The sequence below is a fragment of the Neomegalonema sp. genome (assembly GCF_028688855.1).
Taxonomy (GTDB): domain Bacteria; phylum Pseudomonadota; class Alphaproteobacteria; order Rhodobacterales; family Rhodobacteraceae; genus Neomegalonema.
In genome coordinates, this window is the sequence record NZ_JAQTXI010000022.1 from 17,533 (window position 1) to 42,228 (window position 24,696).

Annotated in this window: 8 protein-coding genes and 1 pseudogene; 2 read left to right on the top strand and 7 right to left on the bottom strand. The window is 68.3% G+C overall.

All coding sequences use genetic code 11. The features are described from left to right. Positions 1–74 precede the first annotated feature (74 nt). From PHN62_RS14440 to PHN62_RS14470, 7 genes and pseudogenes are all read right to left on the bottom strand, one after another. Entirely contained in the window at positions 75–7,187 is a 7,113-nt protein-coding gene (locus PHN62_RS14440) for a hypothetical protein (RefSeq protein ID WP_300151843.1), read from the bottom strand. Further along, positions 7,184–17,143, bottom strand: a complete 9,960-nt coding sequence (locus tag PHN62_RS14445) for a hypothetical protein (protein ID WP_300151845.1) — start codon at positions 17,141–17,143, stop codon at positions 7,184–7,186. Before PHN62_RS14445 ends, PHN62_RS14440 begins: the two co-directional genes overlap by 4 nt. Positions 17,144–17,644: 501 nt before the next feature. Next, a complete protein-coding gene (locus PHN62_RS14450) occupies positions 17,645–18,256 on the bottom strand; it encodes an alpha/beta hydrolase (protein ID WP_300151847.1) in 612 nt (203 codons plus the stop codon). Between the two features lie 182 nt (positions 18,257–18,438). Further along, positions 18,439–19,482 (bottom strand): 4-hydroxy-2-oxovalerate aldolase, encoded by a 1,044-nt coding sequence (dmpG, locus tag PHN62_RS14455; protein ID WP_300151849.1) that lies wholly within the window; start codon positions 19,480–19,482, stop codon positions 18,439–18,441. Further along, positions 19,482–20,395 (bottom strand): annotated as a pseudogene (locus PHN62_RS14460) (acetaldehyde dehydrogenase (acetylating)). The gene dmpG and the pseudogene PHN62_RS14460 overlap by 1 nt, the downstream one beginning before the upstream one ends. 24 nt (positions 20,396–20,419) lie before the next feature. Next, a complete protein-coding gene (gene dmpH, locus PHN62_RS14465) occupies positions 20,420–21,208 on the bottom strand; it encodes a 2-oxo-3-hexenedioate decarboxylase (RefSeq protein WP_300151851.1) in 789 nt (262 codons plus the stop codon). Next, positions 21,205–22,005: a fumarylacetoacetate hydrolase family protein gene (locus tag PHN62_RS14470; protein ID WP_300151853.1), complete on the bottom strand. Its 801-nt coding sequence runs from the start codon at positions 22,003–22,005 to the stop codon at positions 21,205–21,207. The genes dmpH and PHN62_RS14470 overlap by 4 nt, the downstream gene beginning before the upstream one ends. Before the next feature lie 228 nt (positions 22,006–22,233). Between PHN62_RS14470 and PHN62_RS14475 the strand changes: the two genes are divergently transcribed. Continuing rightward, on the top strand, positions 22,234–23,694 hold the full coding sequence (locus PHN62_RS14475) for a 2-hydroxymuconic semialdehyde dehydrogenase (RefSeq protein WP_300151855.1): 1,461 nt from the start codon (positions 22,234–22,236) through the stop codon (positions 23,692–23,694). A 78-nt stretch (positions 23,695–23,772) separates the two neighbouring features. Beyond that, on the top strand, positions 23,773–24,687 hold the full coding sequence (locus PHN62_RS14480) for a LysR family transcriptional regulator (protein WP_300151857.1): 915 nt from the start codon (positions 23,773–23,775) through the stop codon (positions 24,685–24,687). Positions 24,688–24,696 lie beyond the last annotated feature (9 nt).

Consider the following 24,696-nt stretch of genomic DNA (forward strand, 5'->3'; position numbering starts at 1 on the left):
CGTGGGGAAATCATCTCCAGGGCGGCGGATCAGGCGGCACCCAGGCGACCTCTCGACGCCGGGTTCTGGCGCGCTCACCCGCCTCCGTCGTCCTGGTCCGCCTCGGGGTCGTCCTGCGCCCCTGAAGGCGTTTCTCCGGATTTCCGGTCGAGGCGCGCCTCCCCTCCGCCGGACAAGGCCAGAACGGGCGCGAGATCTCCACGCCCGTTGATCAGTTGCGCGCCTCCCGATCGATCCGTCATGACCAGCGCATAGGCGGCCTTCTGGTCCGGCGGGGCGCCCAGGTCGTTCCGGCTCCAGACGAAGAGGCCGGAACGCCGGATCACGCCCCGCGCCAGCCCCTCCAGAAGCTGCGCATCCTCCTCATGCTCCAGGCGGGTCGGGACCGGAGCCGTCTGGTGCAGCAAGACCGCGAGCCGGGGATCCTCCGGAGCCGGGGCCTCCAGGATCGTGACCACGGAGGCCGTCGCAGGCGCGACCGTCTCCGCGACGATTTCGATGCTCAGGGGGCCGATCTCGACAGGGGATGCGCTCCCGCCCTCCGCAGGAATGGCGACCCTCAGTTCGAGGCTGTCGCCCGCCTGCAGAGGCGCGCCCAGATTCCCCAGGGCCAGACCATGGGGCGTCGCGAAGGCCTCGCCCTTGACGGAAAGGACGTGAAAGGCGGCCGGATCCGATCCCCGGAACGCCCTGATCTCCAGACGGAAGGAGCCGCCCGCCTCTGCAGCGGCGAAGAGGCCCGCCGCCTCATCCAGAGGCCCGACGGCGAAGACCAGATCATCGTCGGGCGCGCATTTCCCCCGGTCGCAGGCGAGGCGGAACTGTCGGCCTGCGTGATGCGCGTCGCTGAAGGCGCCGTTCTGGATCAACAGCCGATCATACGCCGGATCCGCGAAGATGAAGCTGCGGCGCCGAATCGGCAGAGACCGGCGTCCGCGGGGAATGAGGCCCAGAGGCAGGGACAGAAGAGCGGGGACGCCTTGGCCGAAGGGGCTCCCGACCGGGGGCAACGAAGCCTCGCCGGTCCTGTCGAAGGCGCCGTCCCCGCTCTGGCGGCGCAGCATCCGGAGGACGAGCCGGCCATGCAGATCAGGATCGTCGGGCAGCTCCTCGATCCTCGCCGCGGCCTGCTCGTCGAAGGCGATCCGCAGGGCTCCGCCGTTCGAGCCGTCCAGCTTCCACTTGATGCGGGTCGCCGGGATCCGGGCCGCGCCGAAGGACAGCCAGATCTCCAGATCGGCGGCGGGGGGATCGTCCAGGACCGACCGCAGAAATCCGGTCGCCGCCAGCATCCGCATGCGCTGGCTCTTTTCCCCTGCGTGATCGAGCAGGAGCGACAGCGTCAACCCCGAGCGGGAGAGCGCGCGCAGATTGATCGCCCGGGTTTCCAGCGCCAGGAGGAAACGATGCGCCTCCCCCTCGGTCGATCGGCCCCGCCAGATCGTCGCGGCGGCGTCGCAGGCGAGCAGCCGCCGGTCTCCGTCGGCCTCGGATACGAAGCTGCGTCGGCCCTTCAGGGGGTCCTCCGACCGGGGATAGGCCGGGCTGCGCGGCGTCCGGAGCTGGCGCGCCACAGGCGACTCCAGTCCGGCGGGAGCGCCGAACCGGATCTGTCCTTCGTCAAGCTGATCCGGGAACCCGCCCGCGCGGGGCGGCGGGGACGCGCTGGCCACGGCGTCGACGAAGGTCGCGATCACGCCGGGGCGCTTGCCCAGAACGCTGCGGATCACATGAGGCGGCAAGATCGCTCCGGCGGATCCGGGCGCGACCCCCGCCGCCTTCAGACTCGCCTCGCGGGCGGCCGAGGTCGGCAGCCGCAGTCGGGGATCAAGGCGAAAGGCGGCGGAAGCCGCAGCAAACAGCGTATCGGCGCGAGTCACCAGCGCCAGCCGCGCCGCATCCGGAGCCAGAAGCATCGGCGCCGCCCCCAGCGCGACGCTGCGCGCCGCGAGTCCGGCTTCATCCGAAACGACCGCCTGATCCTCGCCCGACGTCAGGGGGCGCCGTCGATCCAGCGCAGGGGCTCGCGGCCAGCCGCGCGCGCGCGAAGGCGACGGGCCGCGCGCCGAGAGGAGACCTTCCTCAAGGATGCGCCCGAAGTCCGCAGGCTCCGGAAGAAGCTCCAGGGGCAGGAAGGCCAGCAGATCGCCGGATCCCTCTCTTTCCCGCAACAGCGCGAGAGCCGCCATGCGCGGCCGGACCGCAGCCGCCTGGATCATCGCCCGCAGCCTCGGCCGCGTCATGCGCTCGAGGAGCCGCTCGAGATCGGCGACCGGGACGGCGCCGGTCGTCTCGACATCGAGAGGCAGGTCCCGTGCCTCCTCTCCGTCGTGAACCCGCAGCACGGCCCTCAGGACAGGGACCGGCGGCTCCTGCGCCCTTTCTCCGCCGATGTCGAGCACCTGCGCCGCCAGACGATCCCGCGATCGCCGCAGATGCAGGGTCCGGATCGCAGCCTCGCCCTCCGCCTTCAGGTTCAGCGCTTGGAGGGCCAGAAGCGTCGGGAGGAAAAACGGCCATTCCTGCGCCGATGGTCCGGGCCCGGCGGGCGAGGGCTCGAAGAAGGCCTGCTCGACCGAGCGGAGGATCGCCGGCTCCCAGTCTCCGGCTTCGGGGCCGGGCTGACGCAGCGCCCAAGCCAGATCCTCGCCGTCGGAGAGGGCCGTCGGCAAAGGCGAGCCTGGCGGCAGGGCCGCCAAGATGCGCGGCGCGCGCGCGTCGATCCAGGCCGCTCTCCAGGTTCGACATTCCCCGAAGGCCATCAGCGCGTCGAAAGGCGAAGGCGGATGCTCCGTGACGAGGCCCGCGACCCAGGGCAGCGGCAGGACGACCGCCGCGGATCCCCGCAAGACCAGATGGACGCCGCCGCCGATCAGCATCGGCGTCTGGTCTCCGGCGTCGAGCGTCTTCAGCAGGACGGGGTCGTCGAAGCCGCTCAGCATGGCCAGGCGGGAGCCGATCCCGGCGACGGGCACGAAGCCGCCGGAGGTCTCCGGATCGCGATAGCGGGCGTTCGTGATCCGATAGCGCGATCCATGGACATGAATCGCCTGTTCTTCCGTTTCGGGCGTTTCGCCTCCGCGCCAGAGGGCGGGCGTCACGAAGAGCGTCGGCTCGATGGAGGACCAGGCCAGGAAGCCCAGCCTGTGATCGACGCGGGCGAGAAGCTCCAGCGGCGCCGCAAGGACCACGCTTCCGTCCCGCATGGCGAGCGCCTCGGGCGCGATCGGCTGATTGACGAGCGTGATCCGCATCCTGTGGTCGAGAAACGCGTCCGCCTTCTGGGTCTCCACCCGAAGGGAATGTCCCGGCTTCTCCCGGTCGTCCGTCGTCCTGACGCCGTCGGGAGTCCAGCGGATCCCGCTGACCCGCTCCAGCGGCGGCAGGTCGAGGGACAGGCGGTGGCTGGCCTTCCCCTTCCGGATCGAACTCCGCATGCGCAGACGCCGCGCGCCCTCCGCTCCTCCCTGCCTGATCTCGGCCAGAATGGTTCCGTCGCGGATCGACCAGACGCCGCCGTCCTCCTGACGGGGCTCGAGCGCGAACTGGGCGACCAGCGCGCCTTCGGGCGCTGTGAAGCTCAGCCCCGAGACGGGCGTCAGATCGTCTTGCGCGCGAAAGCTCAGGGAGAAGTTCATCACGCCGCGCGCGTGATCCAGTCCGGGGAGGCCCGAGGTGAGCCCGGAGACGCCCAGCCATGCGGCCGAATCCGGCCCGAAGGACAGGGCCGCCGGGGCGGAGGCGCGGTCGTTCAGCGCCAGGCTTCCGGCGAGCCAAGCCTCGATCCGCGCGCGCCCCTTCGCAAAGGACAGCTCCAGGCTTTTCAGGCGGATGGTCCCGGGACGAGGCGGGGCGTCGTCGCTGTGGCGCAGGGCGTCCGCCTCGCCCGACAGATCCTGCGCGACCTCGGCGCCGAGCAGGGTCAGCTTCAGCCGCGCCCCGGAGAAGCGCGCCTGAGGCGTGATCCGCCGGAACTCCAGCTCGACCGGCGTTCGGGCGGCCTCCGGATCCGCATCCTGCGCGCCCGCAAGCCCGACGATCAGAGCCGCAGGGAAACGGAACCGCAATGCGCCCTCGGCGCCCTGATCAGGAAAGGCGGCGATCCGCGTGCAGTCTCCCCTGGCGTCGAAGCTGAGCGAGACGAGAGCGCCCTCCTCGGGCGTGAGATCGTCGTCGAAGGGAGTCCCGACCTCGACCTGGCGCAATCCGGCCAGTTCGGCCCGACAGAGAAGCCGCATGAGGCCGTCGCGCCGATAGCTCTGCAGCCGCAGCGGCGTGAAATGGAAGGCGCCGACCGTGAAGCCATGGCCGCCTTCCTCTTCGGCAGGCTCCCGCCAGAGGCGCCATTCATGGAGCGCCTGCGCAAGCGGCTGCGGCGTGACCTCCTGCGCGTCCTCGCCGGAGAAGAGGCCATCCCTGCCCAGCGGAAGATCGCGCAGCCAGAAGCGCAGGCCGACCTCGCCGACGGACAGGACTCGCGGCTTCGCCAGAGTCAGGAGATCGATCTCTTCCTCGAGGCCTCCGCCGGAAGCGACTCGCGCCGTCCGCCGGATCAGATCGCCGTCGTCCATCGCGGGCGACGCCATGGCGGTTCCGAGCGCGTCGGCGGAGAGGCCATGGATCCGGTGGCTCGCGGCGGCCCCGCCGGAGATCGCGATGGACCCGTTCTCCTGGCGCCGCAGCTCGCCGTTCCGGAGACCGAAGCGGCCCGTCACGCCCTTGAGCGCCTTGTCGCCGAAGAAGACTTCTTCGGGGCCCTGCTCCCAGGCGATCCTGTATCCGCCTGTCGCCAGATCCGTTCCGGCCTCGGGAGCCTCCATGAAGACGATGGAGGCCGCGGTCGCAAAGGGCGAGACCAGATGCTGCGGTCCGGCGACCCGGGCGCCGGATTCGGCCCAATCCGAGGCGCGGGCGTGACGGGTGCGGGTCAGGGCCAGCTCCACCGCCTGACCTTTCCAGAATCGTCCCAGGGCCTCCAGATCCATGACTCCCCGCGCCCCCGGATCTCCGGTTCCGGGATCATCCTCCGGATCCGCGGGCGCGTCGGGGCGCGCGAAAAGCTCATCCAGGATCGGCAGGTCATGGCGCAAGGCGAAGCGCCGGGGCGGTCCGGGCATGATCTCCAGGCCGGGCGCGGTGGGCGACGCGAAGGGCGTCGCCGCCAGACCCCATTCCGGCGTCGTCGAGGGCGAGGGCCAGAGATCCAGAAGCCTGATGGACTCCAGCCTGACCGCAGGCGGCGTGGAGTCCGAAGTCGCGCTCAGGGTGATCCTTCCGGCTGCGTCGAGAGGAATCAGATCGCGCAGATCGTCGGGCTCGGCGGGGTCTCCGCCCAGGCGCAGCATCGGCATGGCCGAGATCGCGGGCGGAGCGGGACGCCCGGGCAGGCTATGGAAGGGAGTCCAGAACACCCTGCTCCCGCCGCAGCCCTCCTTGCAGGCGTCGATCTCGATCTGGAGGGCGCCGCTTCCGTCGGCGGCCTGCGTGATCCGGGAGTCGGAGGCCGAGGCGGGAACGCCGAAGGTCGCGATCAGCTCGCGGGTCTGGGCCTCATGCCGACGGCCCGTCGGCAGCAGACGGGCCGGTTCCGGGGATTCCTCGGCCGTCCATAGAAACTCCCTCAGGGCTCCGGAGGGGGCGTCGAGACGGATCGACAGATCTCCGGCCGCCCCACGGCGCCATGTCTGCTCCAGACTGATCCGCTTCGCCCCGTCGATTTCGACCATGACGCCGCCGAGTCTGAAGATCATGCCGCCTGTGAAGGCCGTCCGGTCGACGAGCTCCTGCGTCGCTCCGGACGCCTTCTCCCCGCCGGAGGGCGGCGCGACGGGCAATTGCAGGATTCCGTTCACGGTCGGCAGAAAGACGGATTTCGGCCCGTCGCCCCGACGCCGCGCCGCCGCCTCGGCCAGAGCCAGTCGTGCGGCCAGATCGACGATCCCCAGATGCGGGCCGCCTCCCTGAGGCTGCGCTTCATCCTTCCGGGCGGGATAGGCGATCGTCAGGGCCTCCGATCCGGAGGCCGCCCCGGAGTCCGCCTCGCCGCCCACCTCGGCGCCGAGAACCGTTTTCGACGCCTTTCCGTCCTCGCTGAACCGGGTCAGGGCGAAGACCGCGCTTTCTCCTTCGCGGTTTCTCAGGCGCGCGACCGCAGGCAGGCGCCCTTCGGCGTTCAGGTTGGTCTCCAGATGCAGATCGAACCGCAGAGGATCGAAGACGATCCGCCACAGAACCCTTGAGCCCTCGGTCAGACGCAGGCTCCGTTCCTGGCGGCTTCCGCCCCAGAACAGCTTCCAGACGAAGGGCGAGACGCCCGGACGCCTGTCCAGATTGGCGCGCAGAGGGCCGCCTCCGGCGCCGAGCGCGCGCAGATGGTCGGCGAAGCCGGTCAGGAATTCCTGTTTCTCCCCCGGCTCCCGCAGGAAGCGGAGCTGGAGGCCCTGTCTGCGCGTCGGATCCGGCTCCAGACGGACCCGCGCCGCGAGACGCGGATCCTGGCCCTTCAGACCGGCGACGTCATGCAGGGGATGCGGCGGCTCAAGGTCGAATTCGACGCCTTCGGGCGTCAGCATGACCTCAAGTGCATGCTCGTCGAACCTCCCTCGTGCGCCGTTGAAGACATCCACCAGCCTGGATGAGCCGGGCGGCCAGTAATGGACGAGGATCCCGAAGGGCGTGTGTCTCCAGCCCTCCGCCGGATCGTCCCACACCCGCAGCGGGATCTTCAGGGGGATTCCTCCGGCGACCAGCCGCATGCGCGGCATGGTGATCTGGTTCCCGCCGTTCGAGGCGGAGACATCCGGCCAGCCGCGCCGCGTCGGAGCCAGCAGGAGGGTCTGCGGATCGCCGCTGCGGGTCGTCTTCGTCGAGCCGGAGTGGGAGCTGTCGTCCGACGGGTGTTCGAGCGGGATCTCCGCGCTTCCGGCGTCCAGTTCGGCGCGCAGCAGCCCGGGAGGACGGATCATCGCCCGTTTCCTTCCGGAGTCCTCGCTCCATCCCACTTCATGCGCATCCTGTTGCAGGTCCATGGCGCGCAGGGCGAAATTGCGGTCGACCAGAGGGTCTCCCCCATCCTGATGAGCCCCCTCCATGCCCGCCCGCACCTGAGTTCCGATCCGCCAGAGCGGCCGGTTCGCCGCGATCCAGGGGCCCTCGATGCTGAGATGACGAAGCTGCGTGGAGGTCATGACGTCGCTCCTTCATCGTCGGGTCGCTCGACATCGATCGTCAGGGCTTCGCTTCCGCGATAGGCGGTCAATCTGAAGCTCCCGAGGCGTCGGCTCGCCCATGCGACCAGATCTCCGGAGTCCAGAGGCAGGGTCGGATAGCGCCTGCGGGAGAGCAGGGCGCGGCAACGCAGACGCCAGAACCAGAAGTCGTCCGGCGCCGACAGAGGCCCGCCCCCCAGGCCGAGAGCCTCGACCTCGATCTCTCCGGGCTCGAATTCGCCCGACGCGAGCAGGGTGAAAGGCTCAGGCCGCTCGTCGTCGTCGTCAGGCGGCGTCGTGGGGAGAATGTCGAATTCCGGCGTCAGGAGGCTGCCGTCCGGGCCGAGCAGCGACAGGCGGTAGCTCACCCGCTCGTCGGGCAGCAGCAGCGCAGGCGCGATCACGGCGCCGTCGCCGGTCCAGGCCGCGAGAACGGGTCCCGGCGTGGTGTCCATGTTGCGGATCAAGGGGATGTCGAACATGATGCCCGCTCCCTCCTTCGTCGGCTGGATCGACCAGCGCGGCGGGCGCGCAAGCCTGCGGACCTCCATGTCGCCATCTTCCTTCGCAAAGGGCGGAAAGCGCAGGATTCCCGGGCTCTCAGGCAATGGAGCCGTGACGAAGTCCGACACCACCGCTCCGGCCGAATGGTGGACGAGCGCCTGAACGTCGAAGAAATGCGGCAGGCCGATGAAGGAATACCGCAAGGCCCCGCGCCAGGAATCGGGCGCGTCGACGCCCAGCCTCCGGAGATCCTCCTCCGTCAGCAGGCTCTGGACCGGCGAGAGAAGATCGGGAATCGTTCCGGCCTGCTCGAAACCCGTCAGATCCAGACCAGTCAGCCTCCGGGCGCGCCACCGGCCGCGGAAGACGGCGGCCAGCTCCACGCCTGTCCAGGCCGACTGCAGACGGCTTCTGTTCGACAGATTGGCGTCGCCGACGACCTGATCCGCAGGCTGCGCCACCAGAAGGTCGCAGCTCGGCAGGGTCCCTTCGCGCGGCTGCGTCGCCCCGACCCAGAGAATCGAGGGCTTCAGCAACGCCCTGGTCCGGGCGAGCCGGACCGTGACGAAGGCGCTCCGCCAGGCCTCCGGCAAGCCGCCCGCCAGAGTGACGGCGCGCGGATCCTCCCTGCGCACAGCCGCCGCCAGGCGGGCGTAACGGCCATGCGGCCGCACGGCGAAGGCGATTTCGCGGCCCATCTCCCGGTCGTCGATGAAGAAGGCGCTGACGATCCCCTGTCCGTCGGGCGTGCGGATCTGTTCGGCCTCGTCGGTCAGCGAGGCCAGGGCGAAGCAGACGGGCGGAGAGGCCTGCGCCCGGGTCGCGCCGCCTCCATGGCGCAGGAAGCGCTCGCCCCAGGCGGCGAAGCGCTCCAGATGAGGCTCCAGACCCTCCGCCCGAAGGTCGGGGGCGCCGCTCAGAGCGGCGGGCGGCAACCAGGAGAGAAAGCGCCCGAAGGCTCCGGTTTTCTCCTCCAGAAGCTTCAGCGTCCCCCCGTCGAGCGCGGGAAAGGCGCCGAAGACGTCGGCCAGGTCCACGGAGGGATGCGCAGAGGACCGTATCTCCCCTCCTGCGGACAGGGCTTCATCCTTGCGCCCGTCGGGAAGGATCAGCCGCGCAGGCCAGGCCCGACCTTCGGCGGCCTTCAGAAGCTCGAGGGTTCCGCGCCCGTTCAGGCCCCAGGAGACGACCCCGTGGTCAAGCGCCAGATCAAGCCGCCAACCCTCGGGCGGCTCCCGACCCAGGATGGCCGGATCAATGCGGGCGTAGCGCACCCGCCCCGGCCCCGCCTCCGCGAGGGCGCGCGGCCTCAGGCTGACCTGAAGCACCGAAAGTCCGGAATTCAGGATCCGCTCCCGGTCAGCCCCGCTCGAGGCGTTGCGGCCGTCGAACCCGCTGATCCACATGAAGCTCTCGGGGATGTCGACGAGCTCGACGAAGGGCGCGCCGAGATCCACGCAGCCGTAATTCGCCTTCGCCGCCTCGAGGGCGCGCCGGACCAGATCCAGCAGGGCGCCGCCGGTCAGGAAACGCCCCTCCTCCATGTCATAGACGCGGAACCCAACCGCCAGGCCCATCGAGCGCAGGGCCGCCCAGCCATAGGGATCGGCGGCCTCGGCATGGGCTTCGAGGAAGCCCATGTGGCCGCCGGAAGGATCGGTCGCCCCGATCTCCTCGCGGACGACCTCGTAGCGGCGATATTCGGCGCCTTCCGCACCCTCCTGATAGCTGGCGTAGGCCAGCCGGGCGATCATCTCCTCCAGCATCGGGTGAACGGGCGTGGCCAGCGAGATGGGGATCGGGTCGAAGGCTGCGGCGTCTTTCTGCTCGCCCTCGACGATGAAGGTCAGCCTGGCTCCGAATCGCGCCAGACCGGAGGGAAGCGCGCCCTGTCGCCGCCACTCCGCATAAGCCTGATCGAGTTCCCTGTTCTCGAATCCGAGTTTCGACATCCAGGACCGGAGCCCGGGCGCGGAGATCGGCCCCCCCTGATCGGCCGAGAGGACGCCGATCTCCTGTTCGCCCTCGCTCCACTTGAGGACGGCCGTGATCCTCGTCGCGGGGCCTGGCTCCAGCAGGGAGGAGATCAGCGTTTCGTCAGGCGCCGGCGTCAGGAGGCGCCGCAGCACGGGTTCGGGAAACATCGCCAGATTATCGGCGAGCCCATACCATCCCGGCTTCGCCGGACGTTCGGCGAGCGGGGCGCTCCAGGGCGCTGCGGCGAGCTCCGCGCGTCGACCGTGCGACGGATAGCGCACGTCCAGATTGGAGAAGCTGGCGACGCGGTCCGGCGTCATCCCCGCCAGGGACCGGGGCTGAACGCGCAGCCGCCCGCGCAGCCGCGCCATTTCCGCGACGGCTCCGGCGTCGGCCTCGGCCGCCTCTGCCCGCAAGGGATCCAGTTCGAAGATGTCGAATCCGCCGATCAGCGGAGCCAGAGCGGCGTTTCCTGCGGCGCTCTCGACCAGCCGCGCGGCGTTGACGTTGATCTCCAGCCGGATCGCCGTGCGGCGGTCGGGATCAAGCTCGCGCTGGAGGACGGAATCGCCGGAGTCGAGCAAGGCATCCAGAGTGGACTCCGCCTTCGGCCCCAGAAACTCAAGCCGACCGGCCCGCCCGGCGGAGATCTGGCCGGCGTCCATGGCTGCGAACTGCAGATCGACCGGATGTTCGAAGGTCTCCATCAGGGCGGTTTCATCCGCGGCCTCCGCATCGGCGGCTTCCCCCGGGATGCGGGTGGCCATGGTCGCCTGGATCCAGGCGCTGGGCGGATCGGCGGATTCTCCGGCGTCGGGCGGGGCGTCGGAGCGCTGCGCGAAGACTCTGACCGCGCGCTGCTTTCCGGGGTCGAAACCGCCTTCCAGCACGCCCAGGGCGCTCATCAGGCTGGCGGCGACTCCGGATCTGAGGCTCTCGCCCTTCCCGAGGCGGAGGCGGAATGCGACCGACTCCGCGGGACGTCCGGAGACGCCGAGATCCGCCTCGAAATCTCCGTCCGGATCGGCGATCAGGATGACGTCGCTGTCGCGTCCGACCTGTTTCAGGTCGATCTCCTGCTGGCCGGGAACGGCGCGGAATTCGTCCACCGCGTCGACGCCGTATTCGCCTCCGCCGCGAAGGGCTCCTGCGCGCAGCCGCAACTTCAGTTGCGCGCCCGGAGCTCTGGCGGCCTCCAGGGCGGCTTCGTCCGCAAACTCCAGCTCCAGCCGGATGTCGGGATCTCCATTGCGGGCGGGAGTCGGCTGGCTCTTGTAGAGCAGGGTCAGCTTCGCCGAGACCGGCGCCTCGGCGCGCAGGACCGGGGGCCGGATCTCGCGCTCGACGACCCGGAGCGAGCTGCGTCCGCCCATCGTGTCGACGGCGACGACCTTGTAGACCACGCTGATCCTCCGGCCCGGCAGGACATGGCTCCGCCAGACCTCCCGCGGATTGCGGCCGGAGGGAATCGGCGTGCCCAGAAGCAGCGCCCGGAGATCGGGCGGCAATCCGCCGAGGCTCAGATCGTCGCAGAGATGCGTCCGGATTCCCGAGCGCTCCGCGAGGATCCCGTCTTGCCCATCCTTGACGAAAGCGACGGGGGCCGCGCTCTTGGTGCGGAATTCAGCCGCATGGGCTCTCTCCATGCCTTCGAAGCTGCGCTCGATCTGGTAATGCGCCAGCATGGCTTCGGGATCGGATCCGGCGCTGCCGGAGGCTCCGAAGGCCGGTTCTAGATCCCAGAGCAGCTTGAAGCCGTCGGCGCCCTTTTCGACCCGCGCGCCGGCCAGCCGCGGCTCCCGCCGGGAGAAGCTGTCTTCGGGGCGAGCCAGCAGGGAGACTCCGCATTCCAGATGCTCCCAGCCCTTCTCCGTCCGGCAGCCCTTCCAGAGGGCGAATCCGGCCTCGCCCTCCTCGGTGAACAATCTGTCGAGAGCCTCCTCCGGGATGAGGAAGGTCAGCCCGAAATCGCGCGCCAGCAGTTTCCCGCCGCCGCCGAGGGCTTGCAGTTCGTCGTCCCGGCTCCAGCCCATGTCCGGGCCCAGCCGTCTTGCGCGCTCGGCCAGAACGAAGAGGCTGTCGCCGATCGTGGCGATCGCCGAGCCGCGCCGCTCCTCGACCAGCAGCGAATGACGCATGGCCGCGTCGTCCATCTCCGTCCGCGAGGACTGCCGCCGCAGGGATTCGTCACGAGTCCTGACATGGGCGGATTTCTCCGGCTGGAGACGGATGGCGAAAGGCTCGGTGTAGGGGCGGGACCCCGTCCCGCCGAGGAAGCAGTCCGCCAGCAGCAGGCCGAGGCTGATCTCCCCGCCCTCGTCTTCGCCGATGACCAGATCATGGTCGAGCCGGATGGAGGTCTTGTCCTCAGCCTCGATCAGGGGCCGCTCGAAGCCGTTCCCGGTCAGCCGCCAGACCGAAGGCCGATCCTCACGGGGCTGGGAGTCTTCGAGCCATTTGATCCTGTATTCGGCTCCGGGGTTCTCCTGGAAAACAGGAGCCGCATCGGGATCATCTCCGTCCCCCGTCTCCCGCAAGGGCGGGGGTTCGCAGAAGAAGGTGGAGAGCGCGCGCTTCTGACCCTCCAGATCGTCGCCAGGCACGAGCTGCATCAGATATCCGCGGATCCGGCTCCCCCCCGGAAGCGTGACAACGCCCGCGTCGAACAGCACCGCGCGGAAATCGGTCGCCCCGATCTTCCGGCCTTCTGGAGCGATCTCCCCCGTCCCGTCCTCCTCCTCCGGCGTCGCCTTTGTCCGACCTTTCGTCTCGTCCGGCGCATGGCGGGCGTCGGCGATGCGCGCGCGGGCGCTGCGGGAGGCTTCCGGCGCCGGGGCCGGAGCCAGCAGGGCGTCTTCGGCCGGAGGCTCGATTCCCAGCCCCAGTTCGAGGAAGCGGGCCACCCGGCTGCGGGCCTTGTCCAGCAGACGATTGTTGAAGGAGAAACCGAGCCCGACATGAATGTTGCGTCCGAAGGCGCGCAGGCCGATGGCCGCGTGAATCCGTCCGCCCAGGCCTTCGCCCGAGACGACGAGTTCGGCCGCGATCTCCACCGTCAGCCGGATCGAGAATCCGATCCTCAGAGTGATCCGCTTCCTGAAGATGCGGAAGGACAGCCAGACCGAAACCGAGAAGACCACCGTGATCTTCAGATCCACGTCGCCATAGAAGAGGGTGTCCCGTGGGTTCAGAGGAGCCAGCCAAGCGATGAACTTCCCGCCCAGGGCGAATTCGGCCAGCGCCGTGACGGAGGCCCCGAATCTGGAGGAGCCCACCCCCACCCCGAAGCGGATATGGCCCCGCGCGCGGAAGGCGAGGCCGTAAAGCGTCGTGGCGTCTTCGATGCGCAACACCATGCCGCCCGAAAGCGAAAGATGGAAATTGTCCTCGGGCCTTCCCAGATCGAAGCCCAGCTCATGAGGCCAGCCGGTCTCGAAATGGAAAAGACCGGGGCGGATATAGAGCGTCGCGGAATAGCGCGTGCTGGAAAGCGCCTGCCTGATCGGTTCCGGAAGATCGGGACTGGAGCCGATATGTCCCTTCGGATCGGCGATGAACCGCGCCAGCAGCTCCTTGCGGGGAACCGAAAAATAGAGATAGCCGCGCAGGCCGGGGCGCGACTTCCATTCGGCTGCGGTCGGACTGTCGACCCAGTCATGATAATTCGTGGCGATCCAGCCGCGCACGGCGGCGAAGAAGGTCAGATCGCTGCGCACCGCCATCATGACGTTCATCAACAGCGGATTGGCCAGGCTCTTCTCGTTCTCCTCGTCATACCAGGAGGAGCTCACGGAGGCCGAGGTCAGCGAGATCGTCGCGCTCAGCGCCAGAGTCAGCGTCTCGCCCCTTTCCGTCGGCGACCAGGCCCACGGATTCATCGGGTCGATTGTGGCGCCGTCGAGCCCGCGCACCATTTCGCTCGGAGTCCTGGCTTGGTCGGCCGCCGCCAGCGCCACCAGATCGTAATTCTTGCCCATGGCCACCACCGCCGACCTGACCCATAGCGGGCCTATGGGCGTGTCGATCCGTTCGGACAGCTGCTCGGCCTCCCCGGCGATGAACATGGCGCGCCGTCGCGGGCCGCCGTCGCGCGGCGTCAGCTGCAGGAAGCCCGCCGTCGCGCCATAGGCGCCCAACCCCGTGATTCCGATCCGGGCGGTCGCCAGGAATCCCTTGCCGTTCATGCTGCGCATCTGTCCGGCGGGCGGCGCGACGGTCAGCGGCAGGTCGCCGTCGACGGCGATCGCGCTGCCCTCGATCCGCGCCAGCCCGCTGATCGAGATCGAAACGGTCAATCCTTCGGCGCGCAGGCGCGGAAGCGCGGATTTCGCCCTGTCGGGCGGCGCCAGCAGCAGTTCATGAGCGTCCACCTGCACGCTGACCGCATCGCCCGGCCCGTCGAAACGGATCTGTCCGGCGAGGCCGAAAGCGGGCGGGTGATCAGGCCAGGCCGGACTCGCCGGATGAAAGGAGATCGCCCGGATCTCGAAGTCGAAGACGTCGAACAATCCGGCCTCGACCGGAGGATCGAGCTCGGCCCGGAAATGGATGTGCCGCAGCAACTCCGAGGCGTCGCTGGTCAGCGGGGCTTCGTCGAAGACGATCTCGACATTGCTGATCCGCCTGGTCAACCCCGAGAGGAGCGGCCCCTCGGGGGGCTGCAGAGCGATCTTGCCCCAGAGCAGGAAATAGAAATGCGCCTTGCCGGGGCGCACCTCCTTGTAGCCCAGCCCGATGGCGCGCAGCTCGGTTTTCAGGAAGGTCGAGGTCGAGAACAGAGGCTCGTCCTCCTTTTCGAGGCGCGCATGGGCGCTGGACAGAGCCAGGCGCCCGCCACGATCGGCGAAGGTCAGGCTGATCTCGGCCAGGGCCTCGCCCAGCAGCTCCGGCGGCAAGGTCCCTGATCCCCAGATCGTTCCGCCCAGCAGCCGCCCTGAAGCGACCTTGATCCGGCCTTCGGCGAAGCGGAAAGGCCGCCGCACGCCCTCCAGCACCACCGGATGGCTCGGATCGACGGCCGCCGTCAGATCCAGTCCGCCGCGGCCCATGGCGAATTCCGTGATTTCAAAGCGCAGGCCGCCGCTGGCGGAAAGGCCGGAGTGGACCAGTTCGGCCCTGGCGTTCTCGCCCAGGGCCAGCCTCATGTCGCCGTCGGCCCAGGAGAGGGTGAAGGCGACGAAGGATGAGGCGTCAGGCTGCTTTTCCCTCACCGTCAGATCAAGGCCGAGCAATTGCGCCGTGAGCGCCGTCTCTCTCCTGATCTCGATCCTGTCTCCGCCGTCCATGCTCAGCCGCATATGGTCCAGATCAAGGATCAGATCGACTTCGCCGCCGGTCTTGAAATCGCCGATCGCAACCGTCAGCTTCGCCTTGATCTTCAGGGTCCGGCCCGCAAGGACCGGCTGCCCGAAGGTCACGCCGATGCTCTGGCTCAGGGCGCCTCCGCCCGTTCCGGCGGGCAGAAGCGCCAGGAGGCGCTCTTCGTCGAGATTGACGTCCAGCTTCAGATCGGCTTCCTCCGAGAGGCCGAGGGTCATGGGCTCCAGCGGGCCTGCGGATTTCGGGCTGCGCAACGTGACGCCGCCGATCAGAGTGATCGCCTCGCCTTTGGCCTCTGCGATCGTCTGGAAGAAGCGGATGCGCCCGCGATGCAGGACGAGGGGCGCCAGAACGCGGTCCTTGGCCAGAAGGCCCGTCAGCTGCAAGACGTCTTCTCCAGCCTGTCCATCCTCCGGACGGCCGCCGATGGCGGCGCCGGGCGCGCCGCTCCGGTCCAGGAACAGATTGGAGCCGAGCGTGAATCGCGCCTTCTCCGCGCCGCCTTGCAGAACCAGCCCGATCCAGTCGTCGCGCAGGTCGATCATCAGCCCCGGGTTCAGATCCGCCGACAGGACGAGGTTCAGCCCCCGCCCGCCAAGACGGATCGTCCCGCCCGGCTCCGGGGCGGCGACCTGCCGCGACAGGAGGATCTGCACGGGCCGCCAGCCCGCCGGATCGAGGCGAAGCTCCAGGGCCAGCCGACCGCCCAGACGGCTTGAGACCTCATCCGACAGGTCGGTCGCCGTCCGGATCGCCTCCTCCAGCATCTGCGCCGCTCCCCGCCCGAGCGCGTTCAGCGCCGAGCCGGTCGCTTCGGCTCCTCTCTCGATCAGTCGCGCCATCCGGCCGAGCAGATCCCCGATCCATGACGCCAGGCGGATCAGAACTGCCGACGCGGAGCCGGGCTTGATGTCCTCCGTCGAGAAGGCGATGCGGATCAGCCCGCCCAGCCTGCCGATCAGCGAGTCGAGCGCAGCCTCATGGCCATCGACGACGACGGAGAGCTTGTCGATTTTGAACTGAGGTTCGCCGTTCCGGAGCGTGAGGATCAGATCTCCCGCGATCGTGAGCGTTCTGGCCTTGGGACCCGGATCCAGGATCACGCTGACCGTCACGCCCATGAGCGAGGTTTCGAACTCCGCCAGGCCTGTGGTCCCGGCTTGCGCGGTCAGCGTCAGCTTCTCGGACTTCGCCGCGATCCGGAGGCCCAGGTCCGGATGATCGAGCTGGACAGCGGGCGGATCCTTGATCTCGGCGCTCGCCATGACGACGCCTGAAATCCGGATTGGTTTATCGGCGCCCGGCGCAAGTTTAATCCGGAGATTCTCGATGGCGACAAGCTGCGTCGTCCCGATCCTGACGACGATGGCCGCCGCTCCAATCTCGCCCTCGAGAGCGCCATCCTTCAGGGAGATCCGGGCCTCTGGCGCCGACCATTCCGTTTGGACTTCGCCCAGCCAGTCAGGCAGGGGCAAAACCAGAGGGAAGCCGAGTCCGGACAGATCCGGCGTCCAGTCGCTCAACCGGAGCCCTTGCAGGGGCCATTCCGGCAGACGCAGGTTGAACAGCGACATATCAGGCGTGCGGAGCCCCAGTCCGGCGACGAGATCCGCGCCGCTCAGCTTCACCAGGATCTCGACGTCGACATCGGCTTCAAGATCAAGCTGGGCGTCCTCCGCCTGGGCCAGACGGAAGGCGCCCTTGAGGCGCGCCCTCGCTCCGGCGAGGAAGACCAGAGGCCCCTCCCCGCCTGGCACAAGCTGCGGAATGCGCAGCTCGGCCCAGGCCGTCCAGCCTTCGCCCTCCACGCCGAAGAATTTCCCTTCGGCGCCCATCTTCAACCGCAACGACGCCAGTTCGTCGCGCAGTCGCGCCAACGCGACCCCGGCGCCGTTTCTGACGATGGCGTCGAAAGATTCGAGATGGCGGACCCGGCCGTCCGCCTCCTCCGGTCGGGAGATCGCTTCAAGATCAGCCTGCGAGATCCGGATCGGAGCGTCGAGCGTCAGGTCGGCCCGGGCGCCGCCTCCCGCCAGCGTGAGCGTGAGATGGTCGAATGCGCAGGAGCCGCCGTCGCAGACGCCGTTCAGCGCGAACGACAGCTCTCCATTCCCGGAGATGATGAGCCTGGTCATCAGGCGCCTCCCGCTCGATCCTGGTTGTGAACCCTGGTCGTCGGCGGCCCTGTGCCTCAGGGCCCTCCGGTCTTGCGGTGGTCGATCGGAATTCGCCGGTTCGCGTCGCAATCCTCAGAAGGAGATCTCGCCTTGCATGAAACATCTCTCACGCGCAATCAGGACATGAAAATGTCCGATCAATATTCCGAAGACTCCGATATGCTCCTTATAGTGTATGCCGCTCCGAATATCAATCATGACCTGGAGCTTCCATGCGCTTCTTCGCCGGACGCCTCTCGGCGTCCATATCCGGGAGCGAAGAGCCCGAGATCCGAAGGCCTTTGCTGGCCGCATGTCCAGAAGCGCAGAGCAGGGATCGGCGTCGCGCAAACAAGGCCAGGCGCTTCCTGACGCCCGGCCTCTCCGCGCGCCTCCTCATGTGAATTCACAACACGCAGATGAAAGATCAACGGGTTGTTCCAGAAGGGACGGATTTCAGGTCTGCCGGATATGCAGAGCTCAGGACGCCGGATCGCCCGACTGCAGGAATCGCTGCAATCCGGCCAGTTCGGCCCGGCCGATCTGGTGGCCTCCGGGTTCGATGAGGCTCTCGACCCGGGCGCCCTGACGCGAGAACCAGTCGATCAGCGCCAGAGACTGCGGAAGCGGACAGATCGGATCCTCGCGGCCCGCGCTGATGAAGACCGGCCTCCCCGCAAGATCGGGCTGCGCCTGAGGCTCCCACGGAATCAGCGGATGCAGAAGCGCCGCCCGGTCGAACAGCTTCGGCTCCCGGAACAGCATCGCGGCCAGAATGTTGGCTCCGTTGGAGTAGCCGAAGGCGAAGAGAGGCCGGGGCGGATTCTCCGCCCGGACAGCCCGGACGAAATCCAGCATCCGGCCCGTGCGCAACGCGAGGTCCTCCATGTCGTAGACGCCTTCGCCGGTCCGGCGGAAGAAGCGGTTCGCGCCGTATTCCGACACGTCGCCGCGCGGCGCGACGATCCCGGCTTCCGGCGCCGTCCGCCGGATCAGATCCGTGAACTGATGCTCGTCGCCGCCGGTTCCGTGCAGAGCCAGAATCACGGGCTGCGCAGGGGATCCCGCATGACGATGGCTGTGATAGGTCATGGCGAAGGCTCCGTCGTCTGGAGGGCGGGCGGCCCGGATGCGCCGCGAATCCGTCGCCCGGAAGCCGGACAGCCTGATGCTTTCGGAGAAGCGCCGCAAGTCTCGAACCTGAGAGCGGCCCGGAGCGCGAGGTCTCCGCTCCGGGCCGCGCAGGTCGGGGATCGGGTCCGCCGCCCCGAGAGTCAGGACGCGGCTTTCGCCCGCTCGCGCGCCATGGTCATGGCGGCGTCCTGGATCATGTCTTCCTGGCCGCCGATCATCTTCCTGCGGCCCAGCTCGATCAGGATGTCGCGGGCGGGCACGCCGAAGCGTTCGGCGGCGCGTCGGGCCGGGAGCAGGAAGGTCGAATAGACTCCCGCATAACCGAGCGTCAGCGCCTCGCGGTCGACGCGCACCAGATGATCCATCATCGGGACCACCACGTCCTCCGCCAGATCCATCAGCTTGAAGAGATCCACGCCCGTCTCGATCCCCATCCGCTCGCAGACGGCGGCCAGAACCTCCAGAGGCGCATTGCCCGCCCCCGCTCCGAGCCCCGCCAGAGAAGCGTCGATGCGGCTGGCGCCTGCGGCTATGGCGGCGATGGAGTTCGCGATTCCAAGCCCGAGATTGTGATGGCCGTGAAAGCCGATCTCGGTTTCAGGCTTCAGGGCGTCGCGCATGCGGGCGATGGCCTCGGTCACGTCGTCCGTGAGCATGTAGCCCGCCGAATCCGTCACATAGACCGTCTGCGCGCCATAACTCTCCATGAGCAGGGCCTGTCCGGTCAGGCCCCTGGCGTCGTTGAGATGGGACATCATCAGGAAGCCCGTCGCATCCATCCCGAGCTTGCGCGCGAAGGCGATGTGTTGCGGCGAGGTGTCGGCTTCGGTGGAGTGGGTCGCCACATGCACCGAGCGCGCGCCGCAGTCGCAAGCCTCCTGCAATTCGCGCATGGTGCCGAGGCCGGGGATCAGCAGGACCGAAATGGTCGCCTGTTTCACGACTCCCGCCACCGCCGAGATATATTCCGCGTTCGAAGCCAGAGCCCGGCCATGCTGAAGGGAATTGCCGCCCAGCCCCGCGCCATGGGTCACCTGAAGATAGGGCACCCCCGCCGCATCCAGACCGGCGCCGATCTCGACCATCTGCGCCACGGAGATCTGTTCGCGCTTGGCGTGCATTCCATCGCGCAGGGTCATGTCGTGGAGGAGGACCTTGCGGCCTTCGAGCTTGCTCTTCGCCATCACAGGGCTCCCGTTCCGACGCCCGCCGCTTCGGCGCGCAGGGTTTCCGCGAACAGCTCCGCCGTGCGGGCGGCTGCGGCGGTCATGATGTCGAGGTTTCCGGCGTAGGTCGGCAGGTAATCCCCGAGCCCCGCCACCTCCATGAAGACCGAAACGCGGTTGCCGTCGAAATCCGGCCCGTTCACCAGCTTGTAGCCGGGGACGTAGATCTGGACCCGGGCGATCATCTCCAGCACGGAGGCCGTGATGGCCGCCTGATCGGGCTCGCCCTCCACCTCGCAGGAGATGGTGTTGCGCATGATCAGCGGCGGCTCGGCGGGATTGATGATCGCCAGAGCCTTGCCCTTCTTCGCCCCGCCCACCTTCTCCAGGGCGCTGGAGGTGGTGTAGGTGAATTCGTCGAGATTGGCCCGCGTGCCCGGTCCGACGGATTTCGAACTCAGCGAGGCGACGATCTCGGCGTATTCGACCGGCTGCACCGCGCTGACCGCCGCCACGATGGGAATCGTGGCCTGTCCCGCGCAGGAGATCATGTTGACGTTGACCACTCCGCCCCGAGCCGCCAGAGCCTGGAGGTTCACCGTCGGCGCGCAGAGCGGACCTATGGCGGCGGGGGTGAGGTCGATCATCAGCACGCCCAATTCATTGAGCTTGCGGCTGTTCTCGGCGTGGACGTAAGCCGAGGTGGCGTCGAAGGCGATCCGGATTCCGTCGGCGGCCACATGAGGGAGCAGCCCTCGATTCCCGCATGGGTGGTCTTGAGGCCCATCTCGCGCGCCTTGGCGAGGCCCTCGGATTTTTCGTCTATGCCGACCATCCAGACCGGCTCCAGAATCTCCGAGCGCTTGAGCTTGAAGAGAAGATCCGTGCCGATGTTGCCCGATCCGATCAGGGCGCATTTGATCTTGCTCATGGTTCCTCCCGCATTCTTCTGGGTTCAGGCGACGAAGCGCGCCCCTACGGAGCCCATTTCGAAAAATCGCGCCGCGACGCAGTTTCCGACCTTCACCGGAACCGCCTGAGTGATCGCGCCGCTGAGCACGAGGCTTCCGGCGGGCAGGGTCTCGCCCATGTCGTGCAGCACGCCGACGAGCATCGCCACGGCCTCCGCCGGATGGCCGAGCACCTCCGCCGAAGCCCCGAGCGCGACGATCTCGCCGTCGATCTCCATGACCACGCCGATGGTGCGCAGATCCAGAGCTTCAGGCCGCCGGGGCCGCCCGCCCAGCACGAAGCGCGCCGAGGAGCTGTTGTCGGCCAGCACGCTTTCGAGGTCGAACTTGAAGCCCGTGAAACGGCTGTCGATGATCTCCAGCGCGGGTTGCACGTAATCCGTCGCGGCCATCACCTCCGCGCGGGAGACCTTTCCGGAAAGCTCCGCCTTCGTCACGAAGGCCAGTTCGCATTCGACCCGCGGATGGATCAGATCCGAGACCGTGATCGCCGAGCCCTCGGGCCGGGCCATGGCCTCGGTGAGGAAGCCGACGCCGGGCTTGTCGACGCCCATCTGGATCATCTTGGGCCGCGAGGTCAGTCCCGCCTTCCAGCCGACCACCCTTTGTCCGCGCCGCTCGTAGCTGCGCCGCAAGGCGGTCTGGACGCGATAGGCGTCGGCGACGGTCATGCCGGGATGATCGTCGGTGAGCTTGCGGATGGCCCGCGCGCAGGTCTGGGCCGTCTCGACGCGCTCGCTCAGGCGCGCGACGGCTTCGGCGTCGAGGCTCATGCCTGCGCCCTCCCTGTGAATCGCGCCATGCAGCGCCCGGCGCCTGCGATCTCGCAGGTCAGTTCGTCGCCGTCCTGAAGCTCGATCAGCGGCGCCTGAGCCCCGGAAAGGATGACGTCGCCCGCCTTCAACGGAATCCCGAGCCGCCCGAGCGTATTCGCCAGCCAGGCCACGGCGTTGACCGGAGAGCCCTGCACCGCCGCCCCGACTCCGGTGGAGTGCAGGGCGCCGTTCTTCTCGATCACCAGTCCGGCGAGGCTCAGATCGAGGTCGCGCGGATCGGCCCGGCCCTCGCCGAGCAGGAAGACGCCGCAGGAGGCGTTGTCGGCGACGGTGTCCTGAATCCTGATCTTCCAGTCCTGGAAGCGCGTGTCGACGATCTCGAAGCAGGGCGAGACGTAATCCGTCGCGAGGATCACGTCGGTCGCCGTGATTCCGGGGCCGATCAGGTCGCGCTTGAGGATGAAGGCGAGTTCGGCTTCGGCGCGCGGCTGCATCAGCTTGCCGAGGTCGATGGACTCGCCGTTTTGGTGGAGCATCTGGCGGGTGAGCTGGCCGAAATCGGGCTGATAGACGCCGAGCGCGTCCTGAATGGCTCTGCTGGTCAGGCCGATCTTCTTGCCGATCACGGAATCGCCCGCCGCGATCCGGCGCGCGAGCATCCGGCTCTGGATGCGGTAAGCGTCCTCGATGGTGCTGTCCGGCTCCAGTTCGCTGATTTTGGCCGTGGGGACGCCTGACGTCATCGCTTCATGAAGCGCGTCGCCCAGGGTCCGGATCCTCGTCTCGTCGATCATGCCGCCTCCCCCTTTCTGGTTTCCGGAAAGGATAGGAAGCGGAAGACATACGCTTCCAATACTTTGACCGGCTCGGCTCCATGCGGTTTCCGTATGGACTCCGACCTTCCCGCCATACGGAAAACCTATGGAGGCTGTCCTTTAAAAGCATTGGCGGGCATGAAGAACGCCGCGCTAGCCTCGCCGCGCCAGAAAGGCGCTCGAAAGCGCAGAGGGAGGACTTCGCCTGTGAAAACCCATGAACTCTTCATCGACGGCGCCTATGCGCCTGCGGCCTCGGGAAAGACCTTCGCCAAGATCTCTCCGGTGGACGGGCGTCAGATCTCCGTGGTTCACGAGGCTCTGGCCGAGGATGTGGACCGGGCCGTGCGCGCCGCCCGCGCCGCGCTCGAAGGCCCCTGGGGGCGCATGCCGCTCCAGCAGCGGACGAATCTCCTTCTGGATCTCGCGCGGGCCATCGAGCGCCGCGCGCCGGACTTCGTCGAGGCCGAGATTCAGGACACCGGCCATACGCGCCATTTCTCCGAAACCATCGAGATCCCGCGCGGCGCGGCGAATTTCGAGATCTTCGCCAATCTGCTGAAGAACGTCGGCGGCGAGTTCTTCCCCATGGACACCCCCGACGGCAAGGGCGCCGTGAACATGGAGCTGCACCGGCCCAAGGGCGTGATCGCGGTGATCTCGCCGTGGAACGCGCCCTTCCTGCTGATGACCTGGAAGGTGGGTCCGGCTCTGGCCTGCGGAAACACCGTGATCGTCAAGCCCTCGGAGGAAAGCCCCGCCACGGCCGCGCTGCTCGGCGAGGTCATGAACGAGGTCGGGATTCCGAAGGGCGTCTATAATGTGATCCACGGCTTCGGCCCCGGCTCGGCGGGCGAATTGCTGACCCAGCATCCGGGCGTGGACGGCATCACCTTCACCGGAGAGACCCGCACCGGCGAAGCCATCATGAAACAGGCCGCCGTGGGCCTTCGCGACGTCTCCTTTGAACTGGGCGGCAAGAATCCCGGCCTGATCTTCGCCGATTGCGACATGGACAAGGCCATCGAAGTCACCATGCGCTCGGCCTTCGCCAATTGCGGACAGGTCTGCCTCGGCACGGAGAGGCTCTATGTCGAGCGCCCGATCTTCGCGGAGTTCGTCGCGCGGCTGAAGGCGGGCGCCGAGGCGCTCAAGCCCGGCGGCCCCGATGATCCGGGCACGACTCTCGGGCCGCTGATCTCGGAGGAGCATCGGCGCAAGGTGCTGTCCTACTATGACAAGGCGCGCGAACTCGGCGCGCAGGTCGTGACGGGCGGCGGCGTCCCGCATTTCGGCGATTCCCGCGATCAGGGCTTCTTCATCCAGCCGACCATCTGGACCGGCCTCGAAGAGGACAGCGCCCTCATCCGCGAGGAGATCTTCGGCCCCTGCTGCCACATCCGCCCCTTCGACACGGAGGAGGAGGCGATCCGCCTGGCCAACGACACGCGCTATGGACTGGCCGCCACGGTCCTGACCGAGAATCTGTCGCGCGCCCATCGGGTGGGGCGGCGTCTGGAGGCGGGGCTGATCTGGGTGAACTCCTGGTTCCTGCGCGATCTGCGGACTTCCTTCGGCGGCTCGAAATCCTCCGGGATCGGGCGCGAGGGCGGCGCCCATTCGCTGGAGTTCTACACCGAGCGCAGCAATCTCTGCGTCAAGCTCTGAGGGCTCCGCCCTTACGCCCCCGGCGCGGATCTGTCAGACTCGGGAGCGCGAAGGGAGGCGTGAAAGGGAAGGGCGCGCATGAACATCCGGCAGATCAGATATTTCATCGCCGCCGCCGAAGAGCTGAACATCGGCCGGGCGGCGGCGCGTCTCAACGTCTCGCAGCCGCCCGTCACGCGCCAGATCCAGCAGCTGGAGGAGGAGCTGAAGGCTCAGCTCTTCCTGCGCACCCCGCGCGGCGTCGAGCTGACCCAGGCGGGCGAGATCTTCCTCGCCGAGGCGAAGAACATCGTCGGTCTGCTCGATCAGGCGGGCGGACGCGTCCGCCGCGCCGCGCAGGGCGAAGAAGGACGGCTGGACGTGGCCATCTTCGGCTCGGCCATCATCGGCTTCATCCCGAGGATCGTGCTGGAGTTCAAGCGGCTTTATCCCAACGTCCACGTGGCCTTGCGCGCCATGGACAAGATCCAGCAGGTGGAGGGCCTGCGCAGCCGCGCCATAGACCTCGGCTTCAACCGGCTGATGAATCCGGAGGAGGGCCTGATGATCGAGGAGATCGCCCGCGAGAGGCTCGTGGCGGCGGTCTCCAGCGAGGGGCCGCTGGCGGGGCTCGGGCGCGCGACTCTGGCGGAGCTGGCGCGCGAGCCGCTGATCCTCTTTCCCGCGAGCCGGGCCTTCGGCTTCGTCGACGTGGTGAAGGATCTGTTTCGCAGCCAGAGGCTCAAGCCCGAGGTGGCGCAGGTGGTGGGCGACGCCTTCACGGGCCTGGCTCTGGCGGCGGCGGGGTTCGGGGTCTGTCTGGCGCCGGAGTCCATGAAGTCGGTGAGCCTGCGGGGCGTGGTCTTTCTGGAGATCGACCTCGACCCGGCGCCGACGGTGGATCTGAGCTGCGTCTACCGCTCGGGCGACGGCTCGCCGGTGCTGCGCAATTTCCTGGAGGTCGCCCGCAACGGAGGACTCCGGGAGCTGGAGGATCTGCGGCGCCCGTCCTGAAGGGCTCCA

Coding starts and splice junctions, on each gene's coding strand:
- PHN62_RS14440 (WP_300151843.1), bottom strand. CDS start 7,187: ATGACCTCCACGCAGCTTCGTCATCTCAGCATCGAGGGCCCCTGGATC.
- PHN62_RS14480 (WP_300151857.1), top strand. CDS start 23,773: ATGAACATCCGGCAGATCAGATATTTCATCGCCGCCGCCGAAGAGCTG.
- dmpH (WP_300151851.1), bottom strand. CDS start 21,208: ATGAGCCTCGACGCCGAAGCCGTCGCGCGCCTGAGCGAGCGCGTCGAG.
- PHN62_RS14470 (WP_300151853.1), bottom strand. CDS start 22,005: ATGATCGACGAGACGAGGATCCGGACCCTGGGCGACGCGCTTCATGAA.
- PHN62_RS14450 (WP_300151847.1), bottom strand. CDS start 18,256: ATGACCTATCACAGCCATCGTCATGCGGGATCCCCTGCGCAGCCCGTG.
- dmpG (WP_300151849.1), bottom strand. CDS start 19,482: ATGGCGAAGAGCAAGCTCGAAGGCCGCAAGGTCCTCCTCCACGACATG.
- PHN62_RS14445 (WP_300151845.1), bottom strand. CDS start 17,143: ATGACCAGGCTCATCATCTCCGGGAATGGAGAGCTGTCGTTCGCGCTG.